Raw genomic sequence first — 14,646 nt, 5'->3', positions numbered from 1 at the left:
GGCCGTCTCCTCCTTTCACACTTCATTTAAGAAACCGTTATGGTTTGTGTATTAAGAAATTCGAGCAAAATTCCGGCATTCCTGTCTAGCGTTTCCCCCTGCAGCATTTCAGCGTGTGTTCCAAAACCTCTTTTCACACGGTAAGCACCTGTTGTGGCCTCTTCCCACGATGCAAGCCATTCCGGCATGTCAAAATCAACGCCGGAAGTCAGCAGATCAATATCCGCTTTCACCTGTCCTGTGCTGATCAGGTTCACGTAGTACGAGTAAAAAGCGTGTGTTTTTTGCTTGAGGCCTTGTTTGACGGCTTCGCTGTTGAGCGCTTCATTGTCCCGGTTGACATTCATCAGGACTTCGACATCACTTTCAACCGTGCGCCCGTCCAGATCGCTGACACCTTGTTTTTTATAGGAATCCACCATGATGATCCGCTGAACTATACGGCCTTGTTCCTCAAGCCTTTTGGCAGCTTCAAACGCCAGGCTGCATCCCGCTGAATATCCAAACAATGTTAAAGGCCCTTCCGGCTGAAGCTTCTGGATCAAATCCGCATAGCGGTCAAGCCGGTTTTCCTCCTCAATGAAATCAAAGGCGCACAGTTTATATGACGGCAGGCGGCTGGCCAGGTTTTGGTACATGAGGCCATAGCCCAATACCGGCGGGAATGCGAAAATGATCTGATCTTCCTGATCGGGATTCATGACCGTTACATCCTGCAATCCATCTGAGCCCCCGTTTTTCAAATATGCTGAGATGCCGGCGATCGTCGGTGCATCAAACAAAAGCTTCACCGGTAGATCAATCCCGAGCTCTTTCTTAATGCGGGAAGCGGCGGTCATTGCCTTTAAGGAGTGCCCGCCGAGCGCAAAGAAATCGTCATGAATGCCGATCTGCTGTCTGCTGAGAACTTCAGACCAGATTTGCGCGATCGTTTCTTCCGTCTCGTCTCGGGGCCCGATCCATTCTTCCGCCAGCTGATCCTGATCCGGTTTTGGCAGCAGCCGTTTATTGACCTTTCCATTTGTTGTTAAAGGAAGCTCGTCCAAGAACGTAAAGGTTTGCGGCACCATGTAAGCAGGAAGCTGTTTTTTCAGATTCGCCTTTACGTCCCTAACTGAAAGCTGCGTTCGGTTCACGAGGTAAGCGTTGATTGACGCATCGCCAGACTCATGGCGGTCCGCCACAACGACCGCATCTTTCACACCCGGGTATTCCTGCAGGTGTTTTTCGATTTCTTCAAGTTCAATCCGGTGTCCGCGTATTTTGATCTGGTCGTCAATACGGCCGGCGTATTCAATCGTTCCATCCGGCAGCCAGCGTGCTAAGTCCCCTGTGCGGTAAAGTGTTTCTCCCGGCTTAAACGGGTTCGTGATAAACTTTTGCTTCGTCAGGTCATGACGGTTTAGATACCCTTTTGATACGCCCATTCCGCTGATGCACAGTTCACCAACCGCTCCGAATGGCTGGAGCTGATTTTGCTCATTGAGAATATAAACACTGGCATTGCTGATCGGCTTTCCGATCGGCAATGAGGAAATGGAATCCGGTATATCATGTACAACGTGAGCTGTCGCAAATACCGTGCCCTCAGTAGGCCCGTAGCAGTTAATCAGCTTGCCCGGCCCCATGATCCGCAGCGCTTTTCTGACGTGAGGCACTGACGCCCGCTCCCCGCCGAATAATACGCAGCGAAGCCCCTTCATCCAATCCTCTCCCGCATCGGTGAGTAGGTTAAATAGTGCGGTTGTCGCAAACATGACATTGACATTCTCTTGATGGATCAGATTGGTTAGACGTTCTGTATCAAGCAGCGTTTGTTCATCTGCGATCATCAGCCGTGCCGCATTCAGTATTGAAGCGTAGAAATCAAAGGTAAATGCGTCAAAGGCGTAATTCGAAACAGATAAGAACGTATCTTTTTCAGAAAATGCCATGTAGTCTACATGCTTGACCAATCCTTGAATATTGGCATGAGTGGTGATATTGCCCTTCGGCTTTCCGGTTGTGCCGGACGTGTACATGATATATGCCGGGTCATCGGGTTCAATCGCGATTGCAGGGTCGCTTGCCTGTTCCTCAAACCGAGTTTGATCGTCGATGAAGAGCGTTGTTCCTGTATACGGCAGCTGAGCCGCTTTTTCTTTCATCTCCTGATGTGTCAGCAGGCAGGCTGCCGCGCTGTCAGTCAGCATATACGAAATTCGGTCCTCCGGCAGCTTCGGATCAACCGGCAGATAAGCTGCTCCCGCTTTTAATACGCCGAGAATGCCGATCACCAGTTCAAGCGAACGCTTCGTATACAACGCTACAACGGAGCCTTTGCCCGCGCCTTGCTTTTGCAAACGGCGTGCAAGGCGGTTCGCTTCCTCATCTAATTCGCGATAGGACAGCGTCTGGCCGGAATACGTAAGCGCCGGTGCATCCGGATTGACGTTCACCGCTTCCTTGAACCACTCCGTCAGAGGCTTTGCCTCATGAGTTTGAGCCGGCGGGTTTAAGCCGGTTAGTAAAAACGCTCTCTCCTTTTCGTCAACAAGGCTGATCGTGCTGACTGGCTGATCCGGCTTCTCAATCAGCTGCTGAATCGCGGTGAGAAGCTGAGATTTCAAGCGCAGGATAAACGCCTCATCAAACACATTCTCATTATAGGCAAGCTTTATCAGCATCTCATCCCCCGGAGAAGCCATCAGATTGAGATCATAATTCGACTTCTCAAAAACATGTACATCCTCCATCTCAAAGCCGTTTTCACTGTTTTCTTCATTTTTCGCATCCTGAAGCGGATAATTTTCAAAGACAATGATGTGGTCAATCAGTTTTGGCTGATCGGCCTGAGTTTGGATGTCATAAAGCGGCACATATTGATGCGGCTCGGACTGAAGCGATTGCTCCTGCAGCTGCTTGAGCAAACCGTTAAATGTGAGATCCTCAGACAATTTCACACGGCTCGGGACAACGTTGATAAACAGCCCGACCATATGTTCAACGCCTTTGATTTCCGCGGGGCGCCCGGAAACGACTGTGCCGAAGGTCAAATCGCCAGACTGCTGATAGCGGCTGATCAACACGCTCCAAACTGCCTGCAACGCCGTACTTAAAGTGGTATGCTGCGATTTCGCAAGCTCGGCAAAGGCCTTTGTTTCCGCCTCCGGCAGCGAGAAGAGCAGTTCTTTCGGCTCGTATTCGCCCCCTTGTTTCTTTCTTTGCTCCGCAAACGTCGTCTGCCCTTCAAAGTCCTCTAAGTACTCGCGCCAATAACGGAGTGACGCTTGTTTATCCTGTTTTTCGAGCCACTTGACATAGTCCTTATACGGTTTGACAGGCGGCAGATTGTACGGCTTTTGTTCGCGCAGGGCATTGTATACCTTAAATAGGTCCTGCACGACGATGCCGAAGCACCAGCCGTCCAAAATGATGTGGTGGTAGGTCCACACCCATTCAAAGCTTTCTTCAGCTTTTTTGAAAATGGCTGCCCGCATGGGGATATCCCGGGTCAAATCAAAGCCCTTGATCTTATCCTGTTCTTTGTATTCATTGATTTTTGCTGTTTGCTCGCTGTCCGTTAAGTGCGTCAGGTCGATTTCTTCTATATGAAACTGGCGTTTTTTCAATACGACTTGGACAGGTCTTTTTACTTTTTCGTGAATGAACACGGTACGAAATACATCGTACCGGCCCATGATCACATTCATGCTTTCTTCAAGGCATTTGATATTCAAGCTGCCTTTCACTTTCATCGTAATTTGTTCAAGGTAAAAGCTCTGGCCGGGATTCAGGATGGTATGAAACAGCATCCCTTCCTGCATCGGCGATAGGTAATACATATCTTGAACCTGATCCTTGCTAAATTGACTCATATGCTTCGCTCCCGCCTCCTGTAATTCCCTTGCGTCTTATTTTAAATTCTCCTCAAGCATGTCAAAGATATCGCCCATTTCGTCCATTTCAAGATCATCGGCGCTGAAGTCGCTTGGCGTGAACTCCTTGTCCTCTTTTTCCGTGCAATGGCGGATCAGCATCAGGAGGTTTTCTTTAAACCGTTCCATTTGCTCCTCGACTGTAGCTCTTTCAAACTCCTTCTCATTGTAGGAGCAGGAAAGCACAAACCGGCCGTTTCTGATCATGCCGCTGAAGCTTAAAGCGTACAGCGCTTCTGATTCTTCGCTTACCTGACGCCCCATATCGAAAACGGACGGCTCAAAAAAGTCGGTTTTTACATCACTGTCGAATTGGCCTAAATAGTTAAAGCTGATCTCTGACGTAAAGCCCTTGGTTTCCGCTGTTTCTGTGACACAACGGAGAATGCCGTAGCCAACACCTTTGTCCGGAATGCGGCGCAGGTTTTCTTTGACTGATTTGATCACGGCTGAGGCGTCTGCTTCAGATATGTCGAGCACAACAGGATATTGTGCGGTAAACCAGCCGACCGTCCTGGAGATATTCACATTCGGGATGATGTCCTCCCGTCCGTGTCCCTCCAGGTTTATGCCGATTTTGGCATCTTCTGTCCATTCTTTCATCGTTAAACCGAGCGCGCTGAGAAGAATATCATTGATTTCGGTTCCATATGGCTGATGAACATCTGTTAAGAGATGTTTGGTGTCTTCTTCCGTTAATTCACAGAGGACGGATGAGGTATGTTTGACAATCCGCCGCTCTGTTTCGTAGTCCTTCGGCACAGGAGAAACTTGTTCAGCGTCCATTTGCGCCCAGTAATCAGCCTGTTGTAAAAGATCTGCTGATTGGCTGAATGCCGCCAGTTCTTCCGCCCAGTCCTTGAAGGAATTTGTTTTTTGCGGGAAGACAATGTTCTCTTCTTTCTCAGCCTGCACGTAGCCTGAAGCAAAATCTTCAAGTAAAATCCGCCATGATACGCCGTCGACCACGAGATGGTGTACAGCGATGAGCAGGTGATCGCCAGCTTCCGTACGGTATTGCTCGGCTTTCAGAAGCGGTCCGTTTTGCAGATCGAGACTGCTTTGCAGCCTGTCCGCGAGAATCTTGATCTGGCTTTTCAGCATCTCTTCATCAGTGCCGTACAAATCAACGATCTCGAAGCTGACCTTGCTTTCACTGATCGGTTTATATGCTTGAATGATGTCCCCGTTTTCCTCACGATAGACCATGCGGAGCGCGTCATGATGTTCGATCAGCGCCTGCAGCGTTTTCTCCACCCGTTCAGGGTCAAAGCCCTTCGCGGCGTAAAGCATCACCGATTGGTTCCAGTGGTGCTTGTTTGTGAAGTTCTTTTCAAAGAACCAGCGCTGAATCGGCGTCAGAATGGCTTCGCCTTCCACAGGCCCTTGGTCCGCCTGTTTGCCTTCGGCACGCTCCACGTATTGGGTGAGCTCCTCGATTGTCGGATGCTGGAAGAGATCTTTCATTTCCAGCTTCCAGCCGTGCTGATTCAAGCGGCTCGCCATTTGTATTCCTTTGATGGAATCTCCGCCGAGTGAGAAGAAATTGTCACTGACACCGATCTCCGAAATGCCGAGCACATCCTGCCAAATGCCGGCAAGCAGCTCTTCCATGTCGGTTGTTGGCGCTTTGTATTCTCCGCTTCCCGCTTCGATGTCCGGCTCAGGCAGGGATTTGCGGTCTACTTTGCCGTTTGCCGTAACCGGAAGTTCATTTAATGTCACCCAGAACGCCGGGATCATGTAATCCGGCAAGGTTTCTTTCAGTGCTGATTTCAGTGCTTCTATGTCAGCTGTTTCCGGTGTCACGTACGCCGCGATCGCTGTATTGCCGCCTTTATCTTTGACAGCTGTCACCGCCGCATCCTGCACCTCAGAAAGCTGGGCGAGCTGGACTTCGATTTCTGAGAGCTCGATCCGGTAGCCGCGGACCTTGACCTGCTGGTCGATCCGGCCGATGTATGCGATGCCGCCGTTCACCCATTTCACCAAATCGCCGGTGCGGTACATGCGGTCACCCTGTACAAACGGATCGGCGACAAACCGCTTCGCGGTTTCGTCTTCCTTGTTCAGGTAACCACGTGCCAGCCCGCGTCCCGCTACGCAAAGCTCTCCGGCCACGCCTTCCGGCTGCACTTGATTGCCCTCGCCGAGAATGTATACTCTCGTATTGGCGATCGCCCGCCCGATGGAAAGTGAGCCTTCCTCCGGATTGATCTCTGTGCTTGTGGCGACGACTGTATTTTCTGTCGGCCCGTAGTTGTTGACGAGCGTGTACGGCTGTTTGACCGCGCGTTTCAGCTTGTCTCCGCCTGTCAGCAATACGCGAAGCGAAGTGTTCTCAAGCTCCATGAACTGTTCCGCCAGCTGCGTCGGCAGGAACGTGATCGTCACGCCGTTCGTTTCGAAATAGTCGTTCAGGCGGACGATATCGAGGCGGATCGCTTCATCAATGACGTGAAGTTCGGCGCCGATTGTCCACGTCGGGAACATCTCCCAAATGGAGGCGTCGAATCCAAAGCCCGCGTACTTCGCACTGCGGTCCTCCTCTGTCATGCTGAACGCGTCATGATGCCAAAAGCACAGGTTCACAAGCGCATGGTGCTCGACCATGACACCCTTCGGCTGTCCGGTCGTTCCAGACGTGTAAATCATGTACGCGAGGTTCTCCGCTTTTGTAGCTGTGAGCGGATCTTCCTCGTCGTTTTCATCAAGCGGCAGGCTCAGAATCGTGCGGTCGCCGTCAAGAAGAATGACCTCTCCCAAGAAGCTATCCGGTACTGAAATGCCTTCCTGTTTCAAGAGAATCTTCGCGCCGCTGTCTTGTAAAATGTAGTCAATCCGCTGATCCGGATAGTCAGGATCAATCGGCACAAACGCCGCCCCCGCCTTTAAGACGCCGAGCACCGCGGCGGCCATTTCCAGCGACGGCTTCGTGAGAACGCCGACGCGCTCATCCGCGCTGATACCGCAGTCGATCAAAATCCGGGCAAGACGATTCGCCTTGGCATTCAGCTCGCCGTACGTCCACGACTGGCCGTTGTATGTGACAGCCGGGCGGTCTTTGTGGCGCTGAGCCGTTTCTTCGAATAGCTGATGAACGGTTTTGTCTGTCGGCACAGGCAGCGTGTTGCCCTTCCAGGCCTCAAGAAGCGTTTGTTTTTCTGTTTCGGTGACGAGTGACAGGCTGGAAAGCGGCTGGTTCGGATCTTCCGCAACAGCCTTCAGTAAACGCAGAACATATTCGCTCCATTTCTCAGCCGTTTCTTTTGAGAACAGATCAGTCGCATATTCGAGCTGCAGGCCGATGCCGTTTTCATCAGTAAATCCGCCTAATGTCAGATCAAACTTAGAAGTTCCTTGATGGGACTCGTAAGGTGAAATGCTTAGATTCTGCAATGCGAGCTGTTCTTTATCAGGATTTTCTGTCGTCACCATTACGTTAAACAATGGATTTCGGCTCATATCCCGAGGGAGATCAAGCTGATTGACCAAATCCTCAAACGGATATTCCTGATGCTCCAGCGCTGACAGGTTCGTCTGCTTCGCTTGCTCGAGGAGCTCTGTAAATGTTTGCTGTTCTTCCGCTTCCATTCTTAAGGCAAGCGTATTAACGAACATTCCCGGCATGTCTTGGACATCAGCATTCGTCCGGCCGGCAGTAACGGAGCCGATGACGATATCACGCTGTCCGGAAATTTTGCTTAAAAAGACGTGGAAAACAGCGTGAAGCACCATGTGCAAGGTCGTCCCAGTTTCCGAGAGCAGTTTTTCTACCGCCTTTGCCGTCTCACTCCCCGTACGGAAACGGACCGTGTCCCCTTTAAAGCTTTGCACAGGCGGACGGGCGTAATCGAGCGGAAGATCAAGCTCAGGCAGCTCGCTTGAAAGAACCGAGAGCCAGTACGCTTCATGCTCCTTCATCCGCTCCTTCTGCTCCGCTTCATTTTGCCAAACGGCGAAATCCTTATAATGAAGCGCCGGCTCCGGAAGCTGATCTCCTTTGTAAAGCAGTGCCAATTCTTTTACAAAAATGCCTCTTGATACGCCGTCTGCGATAATATGATGCATATCCAACAGCAGCAAATGTTTTTTCGCTTCAATTCGAAGCAATGCCGCGCGAATGAGCGGTGCATCGTTTAAGTCGAATGGCTGGATAAATTCCTTGATTTTTTGTTCCGCTTCATCTTCTTCCGCTTCAAACACGTGAAGATCAATCGCCGCCTCCTCCATAATGCGCTGAACAGGCTCACCATTTGCTTCTACAAATGACGTACGCAATGACTCGTGGCGGTTCACAAGCTGATTGAGCGAGTCGCGCAGACGAGAAATATCAAGCTCGCCTTCCATCAGAAGAACAGATGGCATGTTGTAGCTAATCGTCTGCCGGTCAAGCTGATTCAGTACATACATCCGTTTCTGTGCGGATGACAGTGGGTACATCTCCTGTTTGTCAGCCGGTTTGAGAAAGTGATGGGCGCCTGAAACCGCCGACGCCTCCATATAAGCCGCCAGCTGGCGGACAGTCGGCTGCTCGAACAAGGCTTTAAGCGGTACGGTTTTCCTCAATTCGGCCTGAATATTGGCGATGAGCATCATCCCTTTTAATGAATGGCCGCCTAAATCGAAGAAATCGTCATCGATGCCGATCGCTTCTATGCTAAGCGTTTTCTCCCAAATGCGGCATAGGCTCTCTTCAAGCGCTGTTTCCGGTGCGGCTGAGGCCTTGCGTACGGATTGTGCCGCATTCGGCTTTGGCAATGCGTTTCTGTCGGTTTTCCCGTTTGCGGTCAGCGGAATGGCGTCCATCTGCACAAAAAAAGCAGGAATCATATGAGACGGCAGTGTTTGTGAAAGCTGGTTCCGGAGCTCTGCTTTTTCAATGGCTTGCTCCGCCGTATAATACGCGCAAAGCTCTTGAAGCCCGCCCTCGGAAACCGCCAGCACAACCGCTTCTTGAATGTCGCTGAGGCTGAGCATGACCGTTTCAATTTCCTTTGGCTCAATGCGATAGCCGCGGATTTTCACCTGATCATCAGCCCGGCCGATAAATTCAAGTGTACCGTCAGAAAGTCTCCGCACGATATCTCCGGTTTTGTACATGAGGCTGCCCGGTGAATATGGATTTTTAACAAACCTCTCCGCCGTCAGCTGAGGCCTGTTGAGATACCCTCTCGCAAGCCCCTGTCCCGTGATATAGAGCTGGCCGCTCGCTCCCGGAGGCACAAGCTTTAATGCTTCATTTAAGACAAGCGCACCGGCATTCGCAATCGGCTGTCCGATTGTCGGGCGTTTCGCGAACGCGTCCGGTTCAGATAGATCAACCCGTCCGGCGATGGCGCCGATCGTTGCTTCAGTTGGGCCGTAGTGATTGATAAATTCGGTATGTCCGTACACCTTGCGGAAGGCGAGAACATCAGCCGGAATGATTTTTTCTCCTCCCAAGACAATCAAGCGTAAGGGTTCATGGTTTGACTCTTTTGTAAAGCTAGCCGTATTCACCATCGTATGGAACAGAGACGGTGTCAGTTTGATATAAGTGATCCCGTGCTCCTTGATATAACACCCCATTTCATCCGGCGCCGTATAGGTTTCCTTCGGCACGATGTGGAGCTCGCCCCCTGCCAGAAGCACAGGGAACACGCTCGTATAGCCCAGATCGAATGCGTAAGACGAAAGCAATACAGTCTTATCGCTTTCCGTTAGAACCGCCTCTTCACTAAACCAAGAAACATAGTTTGTCAGATTGCGATGCTCGATCTGCACGCCCTTCGGCTTCCCGGTCGTACCGGACGTATAAATGACGTATGCAAGATTACGAGATCCGGAGATTGAAGGGAGGCGCTCCTTACTCGCATTTCTCCATTTCGCGTCATCAAGGTTGACGATTGTTCCTTCATATTGCCCAATGGCCGTCATGTTTCTTTCGTTCACGACCGTAATTCTCGCTCCGCTGTCCTCTAGTGAATAACGGATTCGTTCTTCAGGCGTATCAGGATCAATCGGCAGGAAAGCCGCCCCCGCTTTCATGACACCAAGAATCGATACCATAACCTTAGCTGACCGATCCAAGACTATCGCGACGATGTCTTCACGCCCTGCCCCTTGCGCGTGAAGATGATGCGCCAGCTGGTTCGCCTGTTCATCAAGCTCGCGATAGGTCAGCAGATTTCCCCCAGACCTTACCGCAGGATGATCAGGTGTTTGTTGGGCCTGTTTTTCGAAAAGAGCTGCAAAGGTTGCTTCAGTCTTTTGAGTCATATGCCTTTCTTCAAGCAAAGCAGCCGTTTCTGCTGGTGAAAGTAAGTCTGCATCAGACAGCCGGACGTTCGGATTAGCCGCGGCCGATTTGATGATATTGACAAAGTGGCTGCTCCAGCGGCGGATCGTCTCGTCCTTAAACAGGGCAGTCGCATAGTCAAAGCTTAGGCCGATATCCTCTTCACGCTCGACTGCTTCCAAGGAGAGATCAAATTTCGCGACGTGATGAAGCATGGAATACGATGAAATCTTCAAATCTCCTAACCTCAATGAAGGAATCTCCATATTCTGCATGTTGAACATCACGCTGAACAGCGGACTTCGGCTGGTATCCCTTGTAAGCGGAAGCTTTTCAATCAGCTCCTCAAGCGGATAGCTCTGGTGCTCGAAAGCTTGAAGGCTGGCTGTTTTGACCTCTTCAAGGAATTGTGCAAAGGTTTTATCCCCCGCAGGCGCCGTTCTTAATGCTACCGTGTTGACAAACATGCCCGGCACACCTTGCAGATCAGGATGTGTTCTTCCCGCAGTCGGCGAGCCGACAATGATATCGTCCTGTGACGCGTACTTAGAAAGAAGCACATTGAACGCCGCCAGCAAAAACATGTACATTGTCGTATCCGTTTCGGCCAAGAGTGTCTTAATTTGAGCCGTCATCTGTTTATCAAGCCCGAACATCACGCGCTCTCCTTCAAAGCTCCGTTCAGCAGGCCGCTCGAAATCCGCCGGAAGATCAAGAATCGGCAGCTCGCCTTTAAAGGTATCGAGCCAGTATGCTTCATCCTTTTGATGATCAGCCTGTTCTTTATGCCAGACAGCGTAGTCTTTATAGTGAACCCGCGGCTGCTCAAGATCAGCGCCTTGATACATTTTGGCGAGATCACCGATCAGAATGCCTGTTGAACTGCCGTCAGTAATGATATGGTGCATATCAATGAGCAGCAGGTGGCGTTCTTCTTCCAGCTGGACAAGCTTCGAACGGACGAGCGGCGCGCGGTTTAATTCAAACGGCTGAATGAACGCTTTGATCATCTCTTCCGCGTCTTCTTCCCGTCCCTTGGCAGCCTCCAGCTGGAACGATATGTTTTTATGAATGGTTTGTACAACCTCTCCGTCGATCATGTCAAACGATGTACGGAGAATTTCGTGCCGGTTGATTAATTGCTGAATCGCGTTTTCAAGCCGGTCTTTCTCTACTTCTCCCTCCAGCAAAAGTACAGCGGGGACATTGTAGCTTGTGTTTGCTTGTCCAAGCTGATTGAGGATATACATTCTCCGCTGGGCTGGGGATACAGGATAATGCTGCTGATAAGGTGCTTGCCTGATCGGTTCAAACGTCTGCTCCTCCTTGCCTTCGTTCTCTTCCAAATACAGCGCCAGTTCTTGAATGGTCGGCTTTTCAAAAAGCACTTTTATCGGCACTTCCTTATGAAATTGCTCTTGGATTTTCGCCGTCATCATCATCGCTTTCAACGAATGGCCGCCGATCATAAAAAAGTTATCGGTAACGCCTGCTTTGACGCCGAGAATCCCTTCCCAAATCTCCGCTAATTTCTTTTCACTCTCTGTCTCTGGTGCTGCGTATTCCCGCTGTACAGCTTCTGATTGAGGCGCAGGCAGTTCTTTTTTGTTGATTTTTCCGTTCGGCGTGAGCGGCAGGCTGTCCATCTGAATCAAATGGGCGGGAACCATATAATCAGGCAAAGCCTGAGACAGCGTTTTTCTCAGCTCGCTCACAGATACTTCGCGGTCCGCCGTAAAGTACGCGCAAATTTCATTTTCATCCGCTTTGTTCTTGCGGATGATCACCGCAGCCTCTGTCACATGATCCGCCATGTTCAGTTTTGCTTCAATTTCGCCAAGCTCAATTCGGAAGCCGCGCACCTTCACTTGATTGTCGATTCTGCCTAAAAACTCGATATTCCCGTCCGGCAGCCATCTCGCCAAGTCGCCAGTGCGATAAATCCTTTCACCCGGTCTGAACTGATCTTCGAGAAATTGCTTCTCCGTCAGTTCAGGGAGATTGACATATCCTCGCGCTACACCAATTCCTCCGACGCACAGCTCACCCGGCGCGCCAATTGGCTGCAGACGCTGCTGTTCATCCATGATGTAGGCAGTTGAATTTCCGATAGGCTTCCCAATTGGAATAGAGCCGCTGTACTCACGGTCGATCAGAAAACTTGTTGAAAATGTCGTGTTTTCTGTCGGGCCATATCCGTTCCACAACGAAAGCGACGGCGATGCCTGTTTCACTTTGCTGACGATATGCGGCACGAGCGCGTCTCCACCGATGATTAAATGGCGTAATGTGCCGAACATGCCGGCGTCCTTTGCGGCAAGCTGGTTGAATAAAGGTGATGTCAGCCACATGGTCGTGATTTTCTGTTCGCGCAGGAAGGCCGCAAATGGTTTCGCATCAAGCAGCGTCTCTTTTTTAACGGGATAAAGCGCTGCGCCATTCAGCAGTGCGCCGAATACCTCAAAGGTGCCGGCATCAAAGCTGACAGCTCCCGTTTGCGCCACGCGGTCCTCCTCGTGAACAGGAACGTAACCGGCATTTTTGACGAGGCGCAAGATGCTTTTATGTTCAATCATGACGCCCTTCGGTTTGCCCGTCGAACCAGATGTATACATGATGTATGCCAAATCAGACGGAGAGGATGGCAGATTGAGATTGTCAGCCGCTTCGCTCTCTTCAAAACCGCTGTCCAGTGTAAGAACCGGCACTTGCAGCTGCTGCGCCTGCTCTGTATAAGACTTTCCGGCCAATACCATGCGAATCGTGCTGTCCTCCGCCATGAAACGTAGACGGTCCTCAGGAAACTCCGGATCAAGCGGCACATAGGCGGCGCCTGCTTTTAACACAGCCAGCATACCGACAACGGTTTCTGCCGAGCGGTCGTTCATAATCGCGGCTGTTTCCCCTTTGTGAAGACCTTGTTCGACAAGCTTTCTCGCCAGACGGTTAGACGCTGCATTCAGCTCACGGTACGTAAGCTCGGCTCCTTCATATACGACAGCAGTGCTTGCCGGTGTCCGTTGCGCTTGCTCTTCAAACACTTGATGAACGGCCTTTCCCTCAGGAAGTTCGGCTTTCGTTTGGTTAAACACCTCGACAATCTGCCGCTGCTCTTCGTCTCCCACAAGCCCGTACTCACGCACAACAGCGTCCGGCTGATCGACTGCCGCTTCCATCATGCGGGTGAGGTGCTCTGCTGTCCGTTCGATAAAATCGGAATCAAGGGCGGCTCCGTTATATTTGATTTTGACGGTCCACGTTTTGCCCGGATACACAATCAGGTTGAAGTCGAAGCTTGTTTGCTCAAATGCGCTTTCTACCTTGATAGAAAATCCGAGGCGGTCTTCCATGCTGCCATTTTCAAGCTCTTGATCAAGCGGATAATTTTCAAACGCGACCAAATGGTTCAAGAGATTGCCATCAAGGGCTGAGCGTTTTTGAATCTCATAGAGCGGCACGTAATCGTAGCGCTCCGCCTCTACCGCATGCTGCTGGACAGCTGAGAAAATATCTGCAAAAGCTGCATCACGATCAACTTTTACCCGCACCGGAATCGTGTTGATAAACAGCCCCGCCATCGTTTCAATCCCGTTGATTTCAGACGGCCGTCCCGATACGACCGTGCCGAAGACAACGTCATTCGCAAAGTTGTATTTGCTGAGAACAATGCCCCAAACAGCCTGAAACAGGTTGGGCCCTGTCACTTGGTGACGGTTTGCGGTTTGCTGAATGCGGGCAACCAGTGTTTCGTCCCATGTAAATGAGTATTCTTTATTGACATACTCGTCTTTTTTCTCAGGCAGGCGGCCCGGAAGCACGCTCGGCTGTTCAAAACCCGCCAAGCGTTCGCTCCAGTAGCTCTCTGCTTCTTCATTGTCTTGTTTTCCGAGCCACTTGATGTAGTCGGAATAAGGTTTGCCCTGACTGTTTGCCGGTGTCCGGCCTCCTCTGAGCGCCTCGTAGTTTTGGAACAGGCTTTTCATGAGCACGCCCATGCTCCAGCCGTCCATCATAATATGATGATTGCTCCAGACAAGATACAGCTGATCTGCGTCAAGACGGAAAACCGCCACCTTGAACAACATGTCTTTTGCCAGGTTAAAACCTTGGCGCTGCACATCTTGTTTATAACGCTCAATGTGCTCTTTCTGGCGGTCTGCGTCCGCATGACTAATATCTTCATAGTGCACCTTTGTTTTGCGTTCAGCTAACACAACCTGACGCGGTTTTTGCAGCTGCTGATGCACAAATACCGTACGGAGAATATCATAAGACCGAATCAGTTCATTGACGCTTTTCTCAAAGATTTCAAGATCAAAAGCACCGTGAATCCCAAGCTCTAATTGTGTGAAGTACGAGGAAGAATGCGGATCAAGCATCGCATGATACAGCATTCCCTCCTGCATTGGTGTCAGTGCGTACACCTTTTGAATCGACTTTTTGCTCATA

The 14,646-nt window shown here is 50.7% G+C and carries 2 protein-coding genes and 2 pseudogenes; all 4 read right to left on the bottom strand.

Annotation, left to right across the window (positions count from 1 at the left end):
- Nucleotides 1-26: 26 nt before the first annotated feature.
- Nucleotides 27-3,857, bottom strand: a complete 3,831-nt coding sequence (gene srfAC / locus ABZM97_RS02065) for a surfactin non-ribosomal peptide synthetase SrfAC (protein WP_367387156.1) — start codon at nucleotides 3,855-3,857, stop codon at nucleotides 27-29.
- Nucleotides 3,858-3,893: 36 nt separating this feature from the next.
- Nucleotides 3,894-11,423 (bottom strand): annotated as a pseudogene (gene srfAB / locus ABZM97_RS02060) (surfactin non-ribosomal peptide synthetase SrfAB); the annotation flags it as partial.
- Entirely contained in the window at nucleotides 11,369-11,509 is a 141-nt protein-coding gene (gene comS, locus ABZM97_RS02055; protein ID WP_250621922.1) for a competence protein ComS, read from the bottom strand. The pseudogene srfAB (ABZM97_RS02060) and the gene comS, both read right to left, overlap by 55 nt.
- Before the next feature lie 43 nt (nucleotides 11,510-11,552).
- Nucleotides 11,553-14,645 (bottom strand): annotated as a pseudogene (gene srfAB, locus ABZM97_RS02050) (surfactin non-ribosomal peptide synthetase SrfAB); the annotation flags it as partial.
- Between the last annotated feature and the right edge of the window lies 1 nt (nucleotide 14,646).

Source organism: Bacillus vallismortis, from assembly GCF_040784915.1.
Classification (GTDB): domain Bacteria; phylum Bacillota; class Bacilli; order Bacillales; family Bacillaceae; genus Bacillus; species Bacillus subtilis_G.
The sequence above is the reverse complement of the archived record's forward strand: the minus strand, read 5'-3'. Positions and strand labels throughout refer to the sequence as shown.

What these genes read in the sequence shown, in the direction of transcription:
- srfAC (WP_367387156.1), bottom strand. Translation starts at nt 3,857, where the DNA reads ATGAGTCAATTTAGCAAGGATCAGGTTCAAGATATGTATTACCTATCG.